Here is a 20,069-nt window from a genome sequence, read left to right as displayed (position 1 = left end):
GTTGATAGTGAATAGTGAATAAGTTGTTAATTATTCGTATCAATTAAATATTTCTAAAATAGTTAAGTTTAGTTCGGGAAAGATTGAAGAAATGATGCGATCGCCACTTGATCGAGTAATTGATTGATAAATTTACAAAAAGATAATTTTGGTTTTGGAATAATAGATGTCATAACTCTTTCCTTAATAGTGTTAAAAAAGATTTTGCTACTTCTAAATCCCTTGTTAATTTACTCCCCAAAATGGGGAAGGGAGATTTATTTGACTTTAAATTTACTAACACTTTGCTCTAAGTTTTGAGATACTTTTAACAGTTTTTTGAAACTTCGAGATACTTTTTTAACCGTATTAGAAGTATCGTTAGAAATTCCCGCTACATCTGCCATGGTTTCTGTAATGTCATCGGAAGTTTGAGACTGTTCTGCCGCTGCCGTGGCGATCGCCGTGACTAATTGGTTAATTTGAGCCGAAGCGGCGGTAATATTAGTCAATGAAGCACGGGTTTCTTCCACCAATCTTGTACCTTCTACTACTTGCTCAGTACCAGACTCCATCGCTTTTACCACCTCGTTGGTTTCTTCTTGAATTTCAGCCACCACTTTTTCAATTTCCGCCGTTGCAGAGGCTGATTGACGAGCGAGAGACCGAACTTCTTCCGCAACCACCGCAAAACCTCTTCCTTCTTCTCCGGCGTGGGCTGCCTCAATAGAAGCATTTAACGCTAAAAGGTTCGTTTGATCTGCAAAGCTACTGATGAGGTTAACTACCTTAGAAATTTTCTGAGTTGATTCCCCTAATCTTTTAACTTTTTTGGCAGTTTCCGCTACGGTTTCACGAATGGCAAGAATACCATCTACGGTACGATTCATCGCAACTTCCCCTTCTTCTACACTGTGGTTAGCTTGTTTAACAGCTTCTTCTGCTTGTTCAGCATTATCAAGTACCATACGGGCACTAAAGGATAAAGTCTGGATTTTTTCAAGGGCGATATTGATGTCATCAGCTTGACGAACAACTTCTGTAGCTAAATTATCAACAAAACTTTCTTGCTCGATAATAACTTCACTAACGGCTTTTGTACCGCCTTGTACTTGAGTTACAATTTTTCTCAAACTCTCGATAGTAGCATTATAAGAGTCAGCAATAGTTCCAATTTCATCTTCGGTTACACTAGCACGAATAGTCAAATCTCCTTGAGACACAGGATCAACCTGCATCAATAGTTCTAACGCTCGTTGTTGGATGGTTTCTTTTGCTTTTCTTTGTTCCAACTCTGATTGTTGTTGTTTAGCTAATAGCTGTATTCTTTCTAATGCAGGACCGATTTGGGTAGCCAATTGAGAGAGAAAGGTTGATTCAGAGTCTGTCCATTGACGAGGTGCATCACATTGGTGAGCAATAAGTAATCCTAATAATTTTCCATCTACAAGAATGGGAGTAACAAGGTTTGCTTTAACGGCAAAGGGTTCTAATTGTTGAATATGACAGCTAGTTAATCCTGCGGTATAAATATTGTTGGTCGCTTGTACTCTACCTTGTCTATATTTATCTACATATTTTTCGGCAAAACAAGGATCTTTTATATTTGCACCCAAGGCTTGAGGATAATTTGGATCAACAGATTCGACGATAACCGTACCTTTCCAATCATCATCAAAAGTATAAATAATAACCCGATCTGTTCTTAAGGCTTCTCTACCCATATTGGTAGCGACTTCAAAAATTTTCTCTTTGGTTAAAGATTCAGTAATTTTGAAACCAATATCTTTTAATTTGCCCGATAAGAAACTATCTAATTGCTGGTTTTGTAACAACATTACCCTTTCTAAGGCAGGGCCCATTTGGGTGGCAGTTTGCATGAAAAAGTCGATTTCCCCACTTTCCCAGTTACGGGCTGAAGAACATTGATGGGCGATTAATAAACCTAATAATTTTCCTTCAACGATAATAGGTGCAACGAGATTGGCTTTTACAGCAAACGGTTCTAATTGTTGGAGGTGACACTGGGTTAAACCTGCTTTATAAATATCTGGGGTTACTTGTACTCTTCCTTGTTTATATTTATCTACATAATTATCTGCAAAACAGGGATCATGAATTTGTGCACCTAAGGCTTTGGGATAGTTTCGATCAACGGATTCGGCGATAACTGTACCTTTCCAACTCTCATCAAAACTATAGACTATTACTCGATCAGATTGTAAGGCTTGACGAATTTCCGTTACAGCAATTTGGAAAACCTCATTAACGTTAAACGCTTTTGTCATTTCTAGGGTAATATTTTTAAGTAAACTAGACTGACTGGCAAATAATTGTTGTTCTACCAAGAGTTGCTTTAACTGTGTAGTCATTTCATTTATGCTTTTACCTAGATCAGCAATTTCATCTTTCCCTTCTACTTCGATTTGTATATCAAAATCTCCAGCAGTAATTTTTTTAATGGTAGAGGATGTTTTTGTAATGGGAGCAATCAACTTTTCTGCTAAAACAAAGGCAATATAACCAACAAGAGCCGAAGATAAAACTACTCCTAAGAAAATTGAGTTTAAAATACGATTAGCAGGGGCTAAAATAACGTTTGTATCTCCTGCAATTACCGCAGACCAATTTAATTTGAGGACATCTTGTTCGGGATTAAATTTTTGATAAGCAAGAATTTGTTTAGTTTTTGTTAGGGTGTTATTATCCGTCATGGTTAAAGGTTCTTTTTGATCTTCAGCCCATTTGAGTTTCGGAAAAACATCATTTATTTTTACAGGTTTTATATTTTTGTCTGTTGTCATCGTACCGACACTGGTCATACCTGTCAAAAATTCACCAGTAGAGGAAAGAAATAATTGATTATCTTTATCTGCTAAATAAACCACTTCTCCTTTTGTTTCTTCACCATTGGAGATGATTTTTTGAAGCTCAGAAACAGGTAAGCGAGTGCGAATAAAACCTTCATTTTGTCCTGTCACAGGATTTTTTAAAACAGAAGCAAAATAAATGCTAAAAATTCCGTCTGTGCTAGAAATTTCAGGTTGACTTACCACAGCTCCATTTATGGCTTTAGCGTTTTTTATATAAGTTCGATTGAGATGGTTTCCTAAAGGTTTTCCGTTACTTTGAGCTATAACATTACCTTGATTATCAAAAATGGCGATACTATCATAATATCCGTAAATTTTTTGATATTTATTTAATTCGTTAGCTAATTCTGCTTTATTTCTAGTTTGAAAAGCAGGAAAATGAGGAAATTTTTCGGCTAAAGTTTTTATATCGATATAGCGATCATTTAAAAGTAAGCTAACTTCCCTAGAAATACTTTCCACTTCATGAATTTCGTTTTCTTCAATGGTATTACGAAATGCTGTATGAACCGAACCAGAAATGATTGTTCCCACAACCACGATAGGTAAGATTCCTAAAGCGATAGCGACGAAAGTACTTTTAAACCTAAGATTTTTATTTTGCCACCAAGTAACAATACTTTGAGATTCTTGTTGTTGTTTTGTATTGTTCGTGTTTCCTTTATTTTTAATACTATCAGCAGAAGATGTCGTTTTATCGTTGTTGGATAATTGATTAGTAGGGGAAGAAACGTTATTTTCAGTTTCAATATTTTTTTCTTGATTAGGTTGCTGTGGAGAAGTTTGGGTCATTGAATCTTTCCTCTAATGATTTAGGCTTAAATTTAATATACGTATTTTTACTTAGTCTTAAGACTTATTAGTTAGCTAAATATATGCTCTTAATTCTAACTCAATTCAAGGAAATTCAATCTTTTAATTTTGTTTAATAGTTCGATAATTATCTATAGCAATCCTAAATCATTTGTGAATAATAAAAAATTAAAAAATAAATTTATAAACTTTAGTATAATTGAATGCTAATTGAAATCTGAACAATGATAACTGATAGATAACACCGATAAAAAATATCATAACTCCATACTTAAGGTTGTTATAGATGTCTAAATTGTTCCATGAATGTGTGGTCTAGGTATTTTTTCCATTGCCAAACTAGGGGTGATTCCCAAACTAAATTACCCCAAATCGCTACGGCGCTTTGATTACCTATACCAATTATATTTAGATAATATTTTTGAGGATGATAAGATTTTAAAGGTTTTTTATTTAACCAATTACAAATATTTTCATATAATGGTTTGCCTTGTTTGACTGCAAAAACTCCTGCTTTTGGATAAGAATAATTAATCATAGTTGCAATATCTCCTGTGGCAAAAATATAATCATAATTGATGGATTGTAAAGTATTTTTGATGAGAATAAAACCTTCTTTATCCGTAGCAATGGTGCCATTTTTTAACCATAAAGGTGCGGAGGCTTGAGTAACTAAAAAATGATAATTACCTTTAATTATTAATCCTGATTTAGTGATAAGATGATCTTGATAAACTTTTTTAACAATACTATTCAAATAAATATTAATATTCTTACTTTTGAGTATATTTGTTATTCTTTTACTAGCTAATTTATGATAATTTGATAATAATTTTTCTTGTTTATGAATCAAATTAATTTTAAAGTTCTCATTTGTCAAAATAGTACTTAATTTTTGATGAATATTCATTGCTAATTCAACACCACCAGCACCACCACCGATGATATTCAATATTAACATTTTATTTTTTTCACTTTTATTAATAATGTCTTCCCACTTTTTTATTAATAAATTGACTGGTTTTACTGGAATTGTATATAATTTTGCTCCTTCAATATCATTATTTTTTGGAGTGCTACCTATATCAACACTAAGTAAATCAAAATCAATAATATTTTTAGAATCACAAATAATTTTTTTATTTTCAGTATCTATATCAATGACTGAATCGATAATTAATTTTATCTTAGCAAATTTAGCTAATATTTCTAAGTCGATATGACTTTGATCATAGTTATAATAACCAGCTAAATAACCGGGTAACATTCCTGAATAGGGAGTTTTTTTGACATTACTAATCATGGTAAAATTTACTCCTGATACTGGCTGTTCTCCCCATAATTTTAGAGCAATAACATGACTATGTCCACCGCCAATAAATACTAAATTTAACATAAAAAACAATTAGTAAAAAATGGTAAAATTAAACAAAAAATATTTCTATATTATTTCTTTTTTTAACTTGTTTTGTCCGAAATTGTTTTTGGTATTTTCCAATTAAGCTACAAAACATTTAACTTGCTTTTGTTAAATTAATAAAAATCTAAAAAACTATTGTCTATTGTTTCACTTATCATTTCACTTAGATGTATTTGAGCTAATCGAACAGACACGTCTTCAATTATGTTAACATTAGTTGCTCAAAGATAATTGTATCTTTATTGTCTTTTTTTGTCAATATTATAAAATAAGTGTTAATAGATAATGTAAAATTAAATAAAAAAAATTTTTTTAAATATTAATAAAGATAAAGTTTAAATAATTTTCATGTTTAATGAGTTTATTTGAAAGAAATTTATTAAAAAAAAATATATAATAATTTAAACCAAAGTTCTTTAAAAAAAATTTAGCCATTAATATAATATGGTTAATTATTAATAAGTTGAGAGTTGTTGTGGAGAAAAGTTGATGATTATTAATGAAATACTTAAAAGATATAAAGACGGAGATAGAGATTTTCGTAATGTTAATCTAAGTAAAATTAATTTAAGTGGCATGAAACTGAGTCACTCAAATTTATCCAATTCTAAACTTATTGAAGCACATTTAGCATGGTCTAATTTAGAGCGTTGTTTTCTTTTGGAAGCTGATTTGAGAGGTGCTTTTTTATATGGTGCAAATTTAAGTTTTGTTAAGCTAAAAGAAGCTTTATTAATTGAGGCGGATTTGACTAAAGCTGATTTACATGGTGCCCAATTAAATAAAGTTAATCTTGAAGGAGCAACTTTAAGTGGTGCAGTGTTAACATGGGTGAATCTTTACATGGCAAATCTACCCGGTGTTAATCTTTGCGGTGCTAATTTAGACGGTATTAACTTAAGAGGGGCAAATTTACAAGGTGCAAATTTAAACTGGAGTAATTTAAACCATGCAAGGTTGAGTGGTGCAAATTTAAGAGGTGCAAGTTTGTACGGAATTAAGCTCAAAGGCTCATTTCTTAATGGTTTAGACTTACATGGGGTTAATTTTAGTGCTATGGATTTAACGGAAACAAAAATGAGTGGGGCGAAGTTATACGGAAGTAATTTATCTGGTAGTAACTTAACCAATTCTGTATTGCGTCGTAGTGTGTTAAATAAGGCAAACTTGAAAGATGTTAATCTACAAAATGGACAATTAAGAGGTGCAGAGATTATTCAAGCTAATTTAATGAAAAGTAATCTGAGTGAAACTGATTTGCGATCATCTGATTTAAGTTTTGCTAATTTGAATATGGCTAATCTGATGGGTGCAGACTTAACGGATGCTAACCTACAGGGTGCTTATCTTTGGGGTGCTTGTCTTAATGGTGCAATCTTAAAAAATACGAACTTAAGCGGTGCAAATCTTCGAGATGCAGATTTATCAGGAGTAGATTTATCGGAGACAATTTTGGAAGGAGTAACTATGCCAGACGGTAAAATTCATTTTTAGAAAAACCTTGAGGGGAATGACTTGGGAGAGGAAAGACGAGGAAAAATTTATATCGTTAATTGTTAATTGTTAATTGTTAATTATAAACTTATCCTCCAAAGGCAACAGGGAAAGCCAATTTTAAGGCGGCAGTTAGTAATAAGTTAACTAAAGATACTGGCAACAAAAATTTCCAGCCTAAGTCTAATAATTGATCAATTCTGACACGAGGTACAGTCCAACGTAATAAAATCGCAATAAAGATCAAAAAATAGGATTTTAATAACATCATACTAATACCTAAAGATGCAGTAATGACTTGTAACCAAGGGGTATTTTCACTTACTCCTATCCAATTCGCAAGGTTATTTAAGGGAATCGGAAAATCCCAACCACCAAGAAATAACACGGCGAAAACTAGAGCAGATAATACTAGGTTAACATAAGAACCTACATAAAATAAACCGAATTTCATCCCTGTATATTCTGTTTGATAACCAGCGACTAATTCTTCTTCTGCTTCGGGTAAGTCGAAGGGTAAACGCTCACATTCTGCTAAGGCTGCTATCCAAAATACTAGAAAACCAACGGGTTGCCTCCAAATATTCCATCCTAAAATACCATAACCTGATTGTTGCTCTACAATATCAATTGTACTTAAACTATTGGACATCATGGCGATCGCCAATACCGATAGAGCAAGAGGTATTTCATAACTAATAGATTGTGCAGCGGCTCTTAACCCTCCTAACAAAGCATACTTATTGTTAGAAGCATAACCAGACATTAATAAGCCGATAGGTGCAATACTAGAAAGAGAAATCCAAAGAAAAATGCCCACATTTAAGTCGGTGATGACTAAATTTTGTCCAAAAGGCACGATAAGATAAGAAAGAAAAACTGGTATTACTACAATAGCAGGACCGAAAGTAAATAAGATACTATCAGCTTTTGCCGGTATAATGTCTTCTTTGAAAACTAATTTGATACCGTCAGCCACAGGTTGAAGTACACCCAAAGGACCTGCATATTCAGGACCAATTCTTTGTTGTGCTGCCGCAGAAATTTTTCTTTCTAGCCAAACGCTAACTAAGACTCCTACGGTTGCACCGATAATCATTAACCCTAAGGGTAAAGGTATCCAAAGGGTTTTTGCCAATTCTGGAGATAAACCAAAATCTGTGAGGGAGGTGATAAAACTACCTTGTAAATCAATTCCTGAATTCATTGTCAGTTACTTTATAGATCTCAATGTTATTTTACTTAGATCTTGCACCAAATTTAAAATATACTTATAAAAGTCAATAATTCTTTCTTTAATAAGATTATTCTGAATTAGTAATTAATTCTTAAACTATAATCACCAAACAATATTGTCAATTATCCGTTATCAATTGTCAATCTTAAAAAAATGTCTATTTATCGACCTAATTTTTTTCCTCAAAATATGATTTTCCGTCGTCAATATTGGAGATGTGTCAATAATCGTCAATTTTATTTATTTTTCTTAGGATTAACTTTGAGTGTTGGCGATATAAAACTTATTTTAGCCACCTCAATTTTTGTTGGCACAATGTTATTTTCTTATCAAATAAAAAACATTCCTTGGAAAAATTATCATCGATATTTAACTAAACTTTTAACTTATCAAAATAAGCAATTAATTTTATCTGTTACTACGGCTGGAACTTTGGCAATAGCTAGTTATATAATTTTGAATATTTGGACAGAAATAGATAATAAGTGGTTAGCATGGGGAATTATTTGGCAAACAATGTTCTCCACCGCAAGTATTGCATTTATGAGTGATAAGTTATGGAAAAAAAAGTCTATTCAAAATCACGAAAATATTTCCTCTTTTGATGAATTAATAAAATTACTTAATAGCCATGAACCTTTACAGCGTTTATGGGCTATTAATCAAATTATGGAATTATGCCATCATAATCAATTGACTTCTTCTGAAATTAATCAGATTAAAGAATATTTTATCTTATTAAAAGATCTTGAAATTGAACCAGTTATAATCAATAGACTTCAAAAAAGCCTTGAAAAAATATCTTTGACATCTATTCAATCATTAAAAACTAATACTAAAATTTATCAGCATCTGAAAGAAAAAACTCCAGTTATTATTGATAGTTAATCGTAAAAAAAATATATAGTTAAAAAAAAGGTAAATTTTTTTTTATTTAATTGTGCATAAACAATTATGAACAAGTTAATTTATTTTTGAAATATTGAGTTAAGATAGTAACATGAAATCTAATCTTAACACTTTCTTATGACAAAAATTCCTCCTCAGTGCGAAAATCTAGCATCTCAAGTTAATCAAATTCTTGAATTAATCAAGAAAAATTCTGAATTACGAGTTCATCAAGAAACCTCTAAGTTAGAAATATCACTACAAAAAGCCATTGCCCCAAAATTTGAAATAGTATTTGCTGGTGCATTTAGTGCTGGTAAATCAATGTTAATCAACGGTTTATTAGGTCGTGAATTACTTTATAGTGCAGAAGGTCACGCAACAGGTATTGAATGTTACATAGAATATTCAGAACCAGATCAAGAAAGAGTCGTATTAACCTTTTTAAGTGAAGAGGAAATTTTAGAACAGATTTTAACCCTCGCTAGACATCTCAATATAAATTTGACGGATATTTTCGTGAATCAGTCTCATGTTATTATTCAAATTAAAGAGCAATGTGAGCAAATTATCAATCAAGAAGGTGGGGTTAATAAATCGGAAAAGGCAAAACAAGCTAACGCTTTAAAATTATTATTAGAGGGTTTTGAAGAGAATAAAGAGAAAATTCACCCTAAAAATAACGCTACTTATTCAATGGCACAATTTAACTTTAATAATCTTACTGAAGCGGCTACTTATGCGCGTAGAGGGAAAAATTCTGCGGTGTTGAAACGTCTTGATTATTATTGTAATCATCCTTTACTCGAAGATGGTAACGTTTTAGTTGACTTGCCCGGTATTGATGCACCTATCAAAAAAGATGCAGATTTAGCTTTCAATAAAATCGAAGATCCTGATACTTCAGTTGTAGTTTCTGTTTTGAAACCTGCTGCGGCAGGAGATTTAACTCAAGCTGAAACGGATTTGTTGGAGAAAATTAAGTCTAATTCTGCTATCAGAGATCGAGTTTTTTATGTATTTAATCGCATTGATCAAACATGGTATAATAGCCAATTAAGAGAGAGATTAGATAGTTTAATTAACACTGATTTTCATCACACTAATCGATTATATAAAACAAGTGGTTTACTGGGATTTTATGGTACTCAAATTAAACAGACTTCTTTCAGTGATCGTTTTGGTTTAGATAGCATTTTTGCTGATAGTATAAAAGGTTTAGGTGGGGAAGAAGAAACTCCTCAATTTGTTAGTGAATTTAATAATTATTGTGCTAATTCAGGTAAATTAATTACTACTAATTTTAAAGTTTCAGTCAATGGTTATGAAACGCCCAATCAAAACTATTTAAGGATTTTAAGCGAATGGGGAATGCCTTTAATTGATCAGTTAATTAAAGATAGTGGCATAGATAATTTTAAACAAGAAATTACCCGTTACTTAACTGAGGAAAAACGTCCACAACTTTTTACAAATTTAGCTGACGATTTACATCCTATTTGTATAGAATTAAAGAAATTTTATCAAAAATCACAGCAAGATTTGAACAGTCAACCTCAAGAAATTGAGGCAATGAAACAACAACAATTAAATTTTGTCAATATTGAGTTACAAGAAATTGGCAAAAGTTTTTATGACTATGTAAACGAAGCAGTTAACCAAATTATTAACAGCGAAAATCCAGCATTTGATCAAGGTTTTCAAAAGTTACAAAGTCGTTTTGTCAATCACCTTGATGAATTGTTGCAAACTTTTTCTGTCAGTGACACCTATAGTCGTGCAGTAAAAGCTCATCCTCGTAACCAAACAGCTCCTTTAATTGCCGTTTTAGTAGAAGCTTTGTACTATCTTTCTAACTCCCTTGAAGATGTATTGATTGAGGAGTTAGAAATTTTAGTATCTAATTTTGTCACAAACTTAATTTTTGATGTTAGACAACAAGAATTCTACCGTCAACTTGATCGTTTATTAGGTAATGATGGTGGTATTGAAAACGATTTATCAGAGTTAGGAAATAAACTCTTTTATGCGTTAAAAACGTCAGCCCAAATTGAATGTGATCGGTATGTAAGAGAAACCTCTCAGTTTTATAGTGAAGGTACATTTTCTATTTATCAATTCAGAGAAACCTTAAAACAGACATCACAAGCCTTTGATGTTACTGCCATGATAGAAGCTGAACCAGCTATTCGTCAACTATTAAAACTCGATTTTGAGCCAAAAGTTTATAAAACAATTCGCCAAGTTTTTCGACAAACAATTAATAACACCATCAAAACCAATTTGCTACCTTTAGCAGAAAAAATGAAAGAAAATATCTTAGAAAAACACGACTTAGCCAGAGAAAATTTAGAACAAACTCTTGAAGAAGAAGCTGTAGAAAAAATCGCTTATAATCAACAATTATTAAAGGAAATTATACAAGATGCTCAAAGTTATAATGAAGCAATTTATAATATTAATAACTGTTTAGAAGCAATGCAAGTTTATGAACGTAAATTACCTTTAATTACTGTTTATGAATAAGTCTAAAAATCACCTTATTTTAATCGAAAATTATTGGTGAGAATAAGCAGTTATGCAAGAGACAAGAGGCAAAAGTAAAAATTATAGAGTTAAAAAGTATTACCATTCATTCTAATTAATTATTTACTAATCTTGTCTTCGTCATTTTTCTTCTGTTTAACTGACTTAAATTTAATATAAAAGACCTTTATAAATAAGAGTTTAATACTAATTAAATGCTGAATTTTACTAACTGAAAATAATTATATTTAAGAAAGAATTGTCGAAAATTAATTTTAATAATTTTAAGTTAATTCCCTCCTAATCTCCTAATTTCCAACAAATTTATTTATATCGAACTCATTTTAACTGAGATTTTACTTAGGAGTAATCAGAGAATTTAATGCACTAGCACCCACAGCTAATAAAGCCAAAATAATTAAAACTACCCTTAAACCAAAATAAGTTTCAGCAACACCAGCTAAAGCTAAAGGTAAAGATAAGGCTATATTGACAGCATTATTTTGTAATCCGAAAACTTTGCCTCGCATTTCTGGAGGAGTTTCAGCTTGAATGGTTGTTTGCATCGGCACACCAACTAAGGCGGCAAAAAATCCCAAAATAACTGTCATCATTAACGCAAAAACTAAGCTATGAGTCGATACTGATAAGCCACTTAATGCACTAGCCATACCAATCGAGCCCCAGAAACCAAGTTTGGCATGGGATGTCATTTTTCCTTGATGGGTGACAAATGTTCCACCAATACCGATACCTAAACCTGCGGAAGCTAAAAGATAGCCAAATTGTGAAGCCTCCATTCCGGGAATTGTTTCGGCTAAACGTACGGCTAATACTGCTAAAGCGGCAAAAATTGAAAATAAAATTACTAATTGAAATAAGGCGTTACGTACTCGATGATTTTTCTTTAAGTAACGTAATCCTTCTTTTATATCTTCAAAAGGATGTTTTTCTTGTGTTTGTTTATGATGATTTTTTTCTTGAGTATTAAGAATAATTAAAATTAATCCTGCCACTCCATAGGAAACACCGACTAATAATTCTTGTCCATAATTAAAGGCAAATTTTTCTCCCCATTTTTCTACTAATACTAACAAAGGATCTCCGATAGCAAAGCCAACTATTAGCATTGCCATCATCGTAGTGGTATAAAGGGAATTAGCCGCTAATAAATCTTGTTTTTTGACAATTAAAGGGATTGTTGATTGTTCGGCAGGAGCAAAAAATTGGGTTAATGTTGAAACTGAAAATGTAATTAATAATAGTAACCAAAATGCAAAAGGAAAAGAAAAAATTTGTTTGTTTATACTATCTATTGATAAGCAAAAAGGAATCATTAAAACCAGTATTCCCCTGAGTAAATTTGAAATTACTAAAACTGCTTTTTTTGACCAACGATCAACATATACTCCAGCTAATGAACCAAATAATACAGCAGGGATAGTAAAAGCAATCATTACCATGGAAACCCAACCACTAATACTTTGACCTTCTGATTGAAAATTGGCGCTAATAATAGCAATAATTAAAACTAGATAAACCTTATCCGCTAATTGAGAAAAAATCTGTCCTAGCCAGAGTATTAAAAAACTTGTATTTCTCAATACATTCATAAATCCTGTGCTAGAGTGTTCTTGATTAAAGGTTGATTCTAGGTTGTCAAAATTAAAAGATTCTATAGAAGATTTTTCTTCTTTTTCAGTGTCTGATACTTGCATTTTTAGTAACTTTTATTCAGTTTTAATTATTCATAATAAATTAAATTAATTTCATGAATCAAATATTATTATTGATTTTATCTTAATATAAAATTGTTACAGGAATGTAAGTTTTTTTATAAATATGTATCACTTTATTATAACTTAGAGAATTTTGAAAATTGTAAACTATACCAGATAATTATAGAAAATGTTTAATCATAAAAAAATTTAATTTGTCTGATCAATTAAAGATTATTAATCGTCAACTATGTTTTTCATTTAATTATTGATAGTTAATGATTTAGTATTAATAACCTGTGCTGATTTTAGCGCATGACCTAAGTAAAATTCTATGTAACCCTTAAGTATTTTTTCTACTCGAATCCATCCATTTTCGATCACAGAATCTGGGTAAACACAGGGGAGAATTTCGTTGATTGGTAATAAAATTTTATGGGCTAAACTCTGCAATAATGCTAATTCAAGAGCATTTAGTTGACTATTGATTGGTATCTGACTTGATTGAGGGTTAATTTTACAAGTATTAAGAGTTTTCAGTAAACCACCAGCTTGAAAACTAAATCCTATTTTCCAGTGTTTTTGTTCAAAGTTAGGAATAATTGCCTCCTGAGTCTGAACACAACTATAAACATTGGGAGCTATTCCTGTTATGGCTAAAAAATGAAAAACACTTTGGGAGATATAAGGAAAAAGATTTTCACTGGGAGATAATTGCTCAATACGCTGTAAATGTTCATTCAAGATCACATATAATTCTGATTGTGGTTCTTGTGTTATGGCTAAATTTAAAACTAATTCGGCTAAATATTGACTGGCAGTTAATTTACCTAAACTTTGGCTCAATTTACGATAGGTTTTTTCTGTTTCTACCTGTGAAATACGATCAAGATTTTTTCCCTTAATCATGAGAAATTTATTTACTACAAATAATTCTGTTCTTCCTCTTAAGGTTGATTGATGTTTTCTGGCGTTAGGAGCGATCGCCTTTACTAATCCATTTTCAGGAGAAAGAAGAGTAATCAATAAATCATTTTCCCCAAAACCCTGTTTTCTGACGATAATTCCAGTAGTCTGATATGTAAGGCTCATGGAGGATAAGTAATAAGTAATTATAGTTTGCTGAAAAAGTTTTTTGGTGAGGTTAGAAGACTAGGAGATTAAGAGAAATATTATCAATAAAGATGTTTATTTCAATATTGTGACTCAATATGAGAATACTTTATTTATAGAATCAGATTTTAAATGTTGGGTTGTTGAATAAAAGTAACCAAAATCTTGCATTTTTTTGTTAATGTAACGATTATTATTAATTACTCATTGTTTTCTGTTGCTTAACTAATTCTACTCCTTGAGATGTACCAAGTCGAGTTGCCCCAGCATTGATTAAGTCTATCGCTTGTTGTAAATCTTTGATACCCCCAGAGGCTTTAATTTGCACTTTGCCTTTGGTAATATTATGTAAAAACTTTACATCATCAACGGTAGCACCACCAAACCATCCTGTAGAGGTTTTTAAAAAACTTGCACCGGCATCCATACAAATTTCAGCCGCAAAGCGTTTTTCTGTATCTGTTAAACGATTAGTTTCTAAAATAGCTTTAACGATTTGTCCTGTTTCTTCACAAATAGAAGCTATTTCTTGATAAATTAATTCTGATTTTCCTTCTTTTAACCAACCCAAGTTTATTACCACATCAAGCTCTGATGCACCATTCTCGACTGCTTCGGCGGCTTCGTAAACTTTACAACGAGTTGTGGTTGCACCCGTAGGAAATCCGATTACCGTTGCCACTTTTATTTTCTGATTGTGTAGTAATTTTGATGCTTTTCTGACAGCACTAGGATAAACGCACACTGCGGGAAAATTATATTGAATAGCTTGATGACAACATTGCTCAATATCTTTTGTTGTTGCCATAGGATTAAGTATTGCTTGATCAATATAATGAGCTATATCAATATCCGTAACTGAAATTACCATTTTTTAAAACCTGTTACTATACTCATATAAATCATAATCTGATGCCAAGAAGTAACTCGACAATCTTAAAATTTTCTTGTCTTTCCTTTATCAATATTTAATATCAAATTATTTTTTATAAATTATATTTAAACTTCGTCTTCAGTTTGTCTGGTTTGACTAGGAGAAGATTCATAAATTGAATCTAATTTTTGACGGGCATCTTCTACTGATACAGAACGAATTACTAACAAAGGTTCATTGATAGGGTTGCCTTGATTATCAAATAATTCAGGGTGAGTAGGTCTATAATTATTTTTATAAGGGGATTTTATCGGTCTAGGAGTATCTGTCCATGAACCACGTTGAGATTCACCACTAATAGTAATCAGACTACGAATTAAATTACTAATAGCAAAAAAAGCAATAACGGTAAAAGCTAGGATATAAATTAAATGTAACATTCGAGCCTCCAAAAAAAGGTAATAAACAGGGTAAAAAATTAAAAAGAAAATAAATCAAGGTAAAGAACAAACAAAGACCGCTACGATTGTCGTACTCATAAATTTTTTAATAGAGCAAATATTAAGTTGATTGTCCATTTTCTAATCGGAATCTTTGAGCAATTCCCCAACATTCAGATACTAATTGATGCCATGGAATTAATACTTTTGTATCAATTCCTGCTTGACCATTGGTGACTTGAAAAAGCATCATAGCAGTTTTAACTTCACCTTGAGCTTGTTCGATTCTTTGTAATAATTTTGTTTGATCTTCTAAAGATAAAAAAGAAATCTTCTCTGATTGTAACAAAGAATGGGATCGAGAAAACCAATACTCAAAGTCTTGTAATAAAGGTTCTAATATTTGTTTTAAAAGTTCTTTTTCTGTAGGTTGAGATGGATTCATTTTTGATATTTTTATTTATTCTTTTATTCTATTCGTTATCTTAACTAACTTTACAATAATTTACATTTCTCTCAGTAAAGTTTTTCCCTCAAAGATAGTTACTCATTAACAATTCTTAACTGTTATGATCTAAAAATCTTAGAAAATTGAGTTTAAAAATCCTCTGATGACTAATTGGTTAGAACATAGCGTACAAGTAGAAGTAGATGCACCTATTGATTTGGTGTGGAATTTGTGGTCAGATTTAGAACAAATGCCTCGTTGGATGAAATGGATTGACTCGGTGAAAGTTTTAGTTGATGATCCAGATTTGTCTCGTTGGAAATTAGCTAGTGGTGGTTTTCAATTTACATGGTTATCTCGTATTGTCAAGTTAGAAAAACATCAAATTATTCAATGGGAATCTGTGGATGGTTTACCTAATCGTGGTGCTGTACGTTTTTATGATCGCCATCAGGGTAGTATCGTTAAATTAACAATCGCCTATGCAATTCCGGGGGTTTTAGGTCAACTAATGGATAATTTATTTTTAGGACAAATTGTCGAATCAACTATTCAAGCAGATTTGAATCGTTTTAAAATTTATGTAGATCAAATACAGTTGAAATCTTAATTTTTTGTTACATTAAAACTAATCAGTAAAAAAATAATTGCAATATTAAAGAGGAAAATAATGAATTTTAATATTAGATTTTTAAATGGTTTTTGGGGTTTATTAGGACGTTTCAGTTCAATATTCGGTAAATTTATCCCTGTCTATATCATCGTATTTATTGCTTATGGCGATCGCTTTTTACCTTCCCCTTTAAGTGATTTTAGTTTTCAAATCCGAACCAGTATTAATCAGACTCTAGTAGGCTCTCTTAACAAAGATACTTTCAAAAATGACAAATATAATAATAAAAAAAGTGATGAAGTTATTAAACAAATTGAGAAGTAAAATAGTTCAAAATAATTTTAAAAATATTAATTAATCTTCAGGATTGATATGTACGGCTAACCAAATACAATAAGGGTTAGTAGAAGTTTTTGTTACCTGATGACAAGTATTAGCGGGAATAAAAAGATAATCTCCTGAAGTCAAATTTATGATGTTATTTTCTAGTTGTAAAGTGGCTTTTCCTTGCAACAAAATGACCCATTCATCTTGAGGTTGATTATATATAATATGATCAGGTTTATCACTACTAACTATTTTTTGAATCACGACATTTCGACACTTCAATAACTCCGAGAAAATTTCCCCTGTAATCAAAGAAGGTGTGTTACTAAAAATGTTATCTTTCATAAATTAGGGTTGAATCGGCTGTAATCTCGTAAACTTAAGGGTAAAATTACCACTTCCTGTTACTCCAAAAGCCTTAATTCTGATGAAGTATCTTCCAGCTTCAGCAATGCGAGTGAATAATAGAGAATTGCTGTCACTATCTGGGCTATCATCATTTTCGGCGATAGTTGCACCATCTTCACTAATCAGCATGAGAATAGTGTCAAAATTTTCAGAGGTTAAATCGATAGCAATTTGATCACCTTTTTCGAGATTGATGACGTAATCCCTAGCAAAACCTCCTTCTCCTGTGGGTATATCTTCATTGGTAAGGTTATCACTAATAAGTTGATTTTCTTGTATCGGTATAGGATTATATACTTTTGATTGTGCTAAAGCGGAAAAAGTTAACCAATGAAAGGGGATAATCAAAAAACAAAAATAACAAAAACTGACCGTATATTTATTCATTATTAGCTAAGTATTGCCACCTATTATAATCTTAATAATTTACAGGAAAAAAATCAAATATAATTAATAATTATTTAATGGAATGAATATTACTTTGATTATTAATTGGATGAATAGTAATATTGTGATTAATTGGATAAATATTATCTATCTCTACATTGGTTATTATTTGATTAAAAATCCCAATCTTCATCTTCATCATCAAAATTGCTATTAATTTTTTCTTCTTTTTCATCATTATAAGCAGGAGTAATAACTCGATAGGGTGCATCATATATTCCACCTTGATAATTATTTACCCGTTTATTAGGTAATGATGGTTTTTGTCGATTGGGTTGTGAAGTTGATAATGGAGGTTTAATGTCTGTTTTTTCTCTGGATTGATAAGAATAAATTGAGGCTTCACGAGGTTTTAAAATTCTATCTAAAGCTATATCTTCTGAGGGAGAAGAAGTTAATTCTTTTTCTGATTCTTTGTCATCATTGGCTATGGATTCTTTTTCTAAAGGAGGATTAATATCAATATTATTTATAGTTATATTTTCTTCTAAATTTTGGTTATATTCATCAATATTTTCTGGAATTTCTTCAAAATCAGAATCAATATCATCAGATATATTATTGGAAACTATACTTTTTTGATAAATAGGGGGAGAAGAAAAGACTTTTTTTTCAGGTTGACTTTTATTTTTAAAAGATGATTGTACAGAAGGTGAATTGTATGATGGTGGAGTATTATTACTAGAAAAAGATTGATTAGATTTTATTGTTTCCGTAGAATTATTACTCAAAACTTGAATTATTAAACTTGATAAAATTCCCGCAAATAATGCTAAAATAATCCAAAAAGATAATGGCAAACTAAGAGAATTAAATCCTAAAAATACTAATGATATAGATTCTAAATTTTGAACAAAAAATAAGCCCATTATTATAATACTTATCAAAAACACTAAGGTTTTAAATCCCATTATTATTTACTCCTTTTTTCCTATATTAATAACGTTTTTAATAAATTTAAGTTTAGATTTTTATATATTGTAGATAATTTTGATTTTTAATATTCCAATAGTGACTCAGAGTAATTTGATTATTTTCTTAATAAATATTTCCTTATCCATTATCTAAATAATTTTAAAATTATAAAGTTTTTATAAAAAATCTCTGATTTTGAAAAGAGGTGATAAAATTGGACAATAATATATTCTAATTTTATAACATCAATGTCTTTTTTACCTAAATACCGACCTGAAAAATTATCATTAGGGTTTTTAGAACAAGAAGTAGTCGAGATTATTTGGGATTTAGGTTGTGCTAGTGCTAAAGATATTCATGAAAAAATTTTAGCAGATCCCGAACGAGAATTAGCCTATGCTTCGGTGATGACCGTTTTACAACGATTGACTAAAAAAGGTTGGTTAAAATATGTAAAAAAAAGTCGTGCCTTTTACTGGTATCCTCTCATTTCTCGTGAACAAGCACAAGCGATTCAATCTTATGAGCAATTAAACAGTTTTCTAGCAGTTAGTAATCCTGATGTTGTCGCTTCTTTTGCTGATAGTTTAGATACTGCTAGTGTAGAACAAATACAAGCTATTGCTGATCGTTTAACTAGAATTCGTCAACAAAGAGAGGAAAATAACTAAAATGCACTTTATCTTAATTTTTTCGGCTTTATTAATTGCTTATGGAATTCGATTAATTAGTCAATTAAAAGGGATAAAATATCAGAAAAAGTGGGGTTTATCTTTATTTTTATTTGGTTTTCCTCCCTTACTTTTATTTATGACTTGTTTTACGGTTTTTTTAATGGGTTATCATGGGGAAATGTGGGGGATAAAAGCGAGTAAATTTAGTTATTATTTATCAGTTTCTTTTTTAATTTTTTCTGTTTTTACTTTCATTAAAATAACATGGGATCTTCATCAATTATCGAAATTAGTCCATGAATACCCCTCAAAAAATCTGCATGGAAAAAATATTAAAATTTTAGAAACTTCTTTTCCTTATGCGGCTCAAGTTGGCTTTTGGCGATCGCAATTGGTTATCAGTAAAGGATTAATAAAACTTTTATCTGAAGAACATTTAAATGCTGTCATTGCCCATGAATCAGCCCATGAAATTCACAAAGATCCATTCTTTTTCTTTTGGTTGTCTTATTTAGAAAGATTAACATTCTGGCTACCAAATAATGAAAAATTATGGAATAATTTACTTCTACTAAGAGAATTAAGAGCCGATAATACGGCATCAAAAACTGTAGATTATTTATTAATTGCCGAAGCATTATTAATGGTAACAAAGGCAGCGATAAATGTACCAAAACCATTAATATTTAAATTAGAATGTCCTTTTACTAACTGTCGTTTAGAGGAAAGAATTGAAAATTTATTAAATGATTCTACTAATTTTTCTACATTTAATTGGCAACAAATAATCTGGTTAATTTTAATTTTTATTCCTTGGATATTTTTCCCTTTCCATAACCCCTGTACATAAAAAATCTCTAAT

The 20,069-nt window shown here is 30.9% G+C and carries 18 protein-coding genes; 7 read left to right on the top strand and 11 right to left on the bottom strand.

Annotated features, from left to right (window positions below):
• Nucleotides 1–257: 257 nt before the first annotated feature.
• Together GM3708_RS05360 and GM3708_RS05355 are read right to left on the bottom strand one after the other, a co-directional pair.
• Nucleotides 258–3,644, bottom strand: a complete 3,387-nt coding sequence (locus GM3708_RS05360) for a methyl-accepting chemotaxis protein (protein ID WP_066344721.1) — start codon at nt 3,642–3,644, stop codon at nt 258–260.
• A gap of 301 nt (nt 3,645–3,945) precedes the next feature.
• Entirely contained in the window at nt 3,946–5,061 is a 1,116-nt protein-coding gene (locus GM3708_RS05355) for an FAD-dependent oxidoreductase (protein ID WP_066344719.1), read from the bottom strand.
• 513 nt (nt 5,062–5,574) lie between these two features.
• Between GM3708_RS05355 and GM3708_RS05350 the strand changes: the two genes are divergently transcribed.
• Entirely contained in the window at nt 5,575–6,579 is a 1,005-nt protein-coding gene (locus tag GM3708_RS05350) for a pentapeptide repeat-containing protein (RefSeq protein ID WP_066344718.1), read from the top strand.
• 88 nt (nt 6,580–6,667) lie between these two features.
• Here GM3708_RS05350 and nuoH read toward each other — a convergent pair whose 3' ends face one another.
• Nucleotides 6,668–7,786 (bottom strand): NADH-quinone oxidoreductase subunit NuoH, encoded by a 1,119-nt coding sequence (gene nuoH, locus GM3708_RS05345; RefSeq protein ID WP_066344716.1) that lies wholly within the window; start codon nt 7,784–7,786, stop codon nt 6,668–6,670.
• A 183-nt stretch (nt 7,787–7,969) separates the two neighbouring features.
• Here nuoH and GM3708_RS05340 point away from each other — a divergent pair, with 183 nt between their 5' ends.
• Both GM3708_RS05340 and GM3708_RS05335 read left to right on the top strand, forming a co-directional pair.
• The gene (locus GM3708_RS05340) at nt 7,970–8,704 is read left to right on the top strand and encodes a hypothetical protein (protein ID WP_066344715.1); all 735 of its coding nucleotides are present in this window, start codon (nt 7,970–7,972) and stop codon (nt 8,702–8,704) included.
• A 138-nt stretch (nt 8,705–8,842) separates the two neighbouring features.
• On the top strand, nt 8,843–11,230 hold the full coding sequence (locus tag GM3708_RS05335; protein ID WP_066344714.1) for a dynamin family protein: 2,388 nt from the start codon (nt 8,843–8,845) through the stop codon (nt 11,228–11,230).
• A gap of 356 nt (nt 11,231–11,586) precedes the next feature.
• Here the strand turns inward: GM3708_RS05335 and GM3708_RS05330 are convergent, their stop codons facing one another.
• The 5 genes from GM3708_RS05330 to GM3708_RS05310 form a co-directional block, all read right to left on the bottom strand.
• Nucleotides 11,587–12,948: an MFS transporter gene (locus GM3708_RS05330; protein ID WP_066344713.1), complete on the bottom strand. Its 1,362-nt coding sequence runs from the start codon at nt 12,946–12,948 to the stop codon at nt 11,587–11,589.
• Between the two features lie 261 nt (nt 12,949–13,209).
• Nucleotides 13,210–14,040: a DNA repair protein RecO gene (gene recO / locus GM3708_RS05325; RefSeq protein WP_066344712.1), complete on the bottom strand. Its 831-nt coding sequence runs from the start codon at nt 14,038–14,040 to the stop codon at nt 13,210–13,212.
• Between the two features lie 217 nt (nt 14,041–14,257).
• Nucleotides 14,258–14,932 (bottom strand): deoxyribose-phosphate aldolase, encoded by a 675-nt coding sequence (gene deoC / locus GM3708_RS05320; protein WP_066344711.1) that lies wholly within the window; start codon nt 14,930–14,932, stop codon nt 14,258–14,260.
• Nucleotides 14,933–15,060: 128 nt separating this feature from the next.
• The gene (locus GM3708_RS05315) at nt 15,061–15,375 is read right to left on the bottom strand and encodes a DUF2973 domain-containing protein (protein ID WP_066344708.1); all 315 of its coding nucleotides are present in this window, start codon (nt 15,373–15,375) and stop codon (nt 15,061–15,063) included.
• A 121-nt stretch (nt 15,376–15,496) separates the two neighbouring features.
• Nucleotides 15,497–15,820 carry a DUF2605 domain-containing protein gene (locus GM3708_RS05310; protein WP_066344707.1) on the bottom strand — a complete coding sequence of 108 codons (324 nt, stop codon included), beginning with the start codon at nt 15,818–15,820 and terminating at the stop codon, nt 15,497–15,499.
• Nucleotides 15,821–15,986: 166 nt separating this feature from the next.
• Between GM3708_RS05310 and GM3708_RS05305 the strand changes: the two genes are divergently transcribed.
• Together GM3708_RS05305 and GM3708_RS05300 are read left to right on the top strand one after the other, a co-directional pair.
• Nucleotides 15,987–16,433 carry an SRPBCC family protein gene (locus GM3708_RS05305; protein WP_066344706.1) on the top strand — a complete coding sequence of 149 codons (447 nt, stop codon included), beginning with the start codon at nt 15,987–15,989 and terminating at the stop codon, nt 16,431–16,433.
• 60 nt (nt 16,434–16,493) lie between these two features.
• Complete coding sequence (locus tag GM3708_RS05300) at nt 16,494–16,760, top strand: hypothetical protein (protein WP_066344705.1); 267 nt, start codon at nt 16,494–16,496, stop codon at nt 16,758–16,760.
• Nucleotides 16,761–16,790: 30 nt separating this feature from the next.
• Here the strand turns inward: GM3708_RS05300 and GM3708_RS05295 are convergent, their stop codons facing one another.
• The 3 genes from GM3708_RS05295 to GM3708_RS05285 all read right to left on the bottom strand — a co-directional run bounded on the left by GM3708_RS05295 (nt 16,791) and on the right by GM3708_RS05285 (nt 18,529).
• A complete protein-coding gene (locus GM3708_RS05295) occupies nt 16,791–17,108 on the bottom strand; it encodes a cupin domain-containing protein (RefSeq protein ID WP_066344703.1) in 318 nt (105 codons plus the stop codon).
• A 3-nt stretch (nt 17,109–17,111) separates the two neighbouring features.
• A complete protein-coding gene (locus GM3708_RS05290; RefSeq protein WP_066344702.1) occupies nt 17,112–17,558 on the bottom strand; it encodes a PPC domain-containing protein in 447 nt (148 codons plus the stop codon).
• Nucleotides 17,559–17,731: 173 nt separating this feature from the next.
• Complete coding sequence (locus tag GM3708_RS05285) at nt 17,732–18,529, bottom strand: hypothetical protein (RefSeq protein WP_066344701.1); 798 nt, start codon at nt 18,527–18,529, stop codon at nt 17,732–17,734.
• 252 nt (nt 18,530–18,781) lie between these two features.
• Here GM3708_RS05285 and GM3708_RS05280 point away from each other — a divergent pair, with 252 nt between their 5' ends.
• Entirely contained in the window at nt 18,782–19,204 is a 423-nt protein-coding gene (locus GM3708_RS05280) for a BlaI/MecI/CopY family transcriptional regulator (RefSeq protein WP_066344700.1), read from the top strand.
• Between the two features lies 1 nt (nt 19,205).
• Nucleotides 19,206–20,057 carry a M56 family metallopeptidase gene (locus GM3708_RS05275; protein ID WP_066344699.1) on the top strand — a complete coding sequence of 284 codons (852 nt, stop codon included), beginning with the start codon at nt 19,206–19,208 and terminating at the stop codon, nt 20,055–20,057.
• Nucleotides 20,058–20,069: the final 12 nt, after the last annotated feature.

The sequence above is a fragment of the Geminocystis sp. NIES-3708 genome (genome assembly GCF_001548095.1).
Classification (GTDB): domain Bacteria; phylum Cyanobacteriota; class Cyanobacteriia; order Cyanobacteriales; family Cyanobacteriaceae; genus Geminocystis.
The sequence above is the reverse complement of the archived record's forward strand: the minus strand, read 5'-3'. Positions and strand labels throughout refer to the sequence as shown.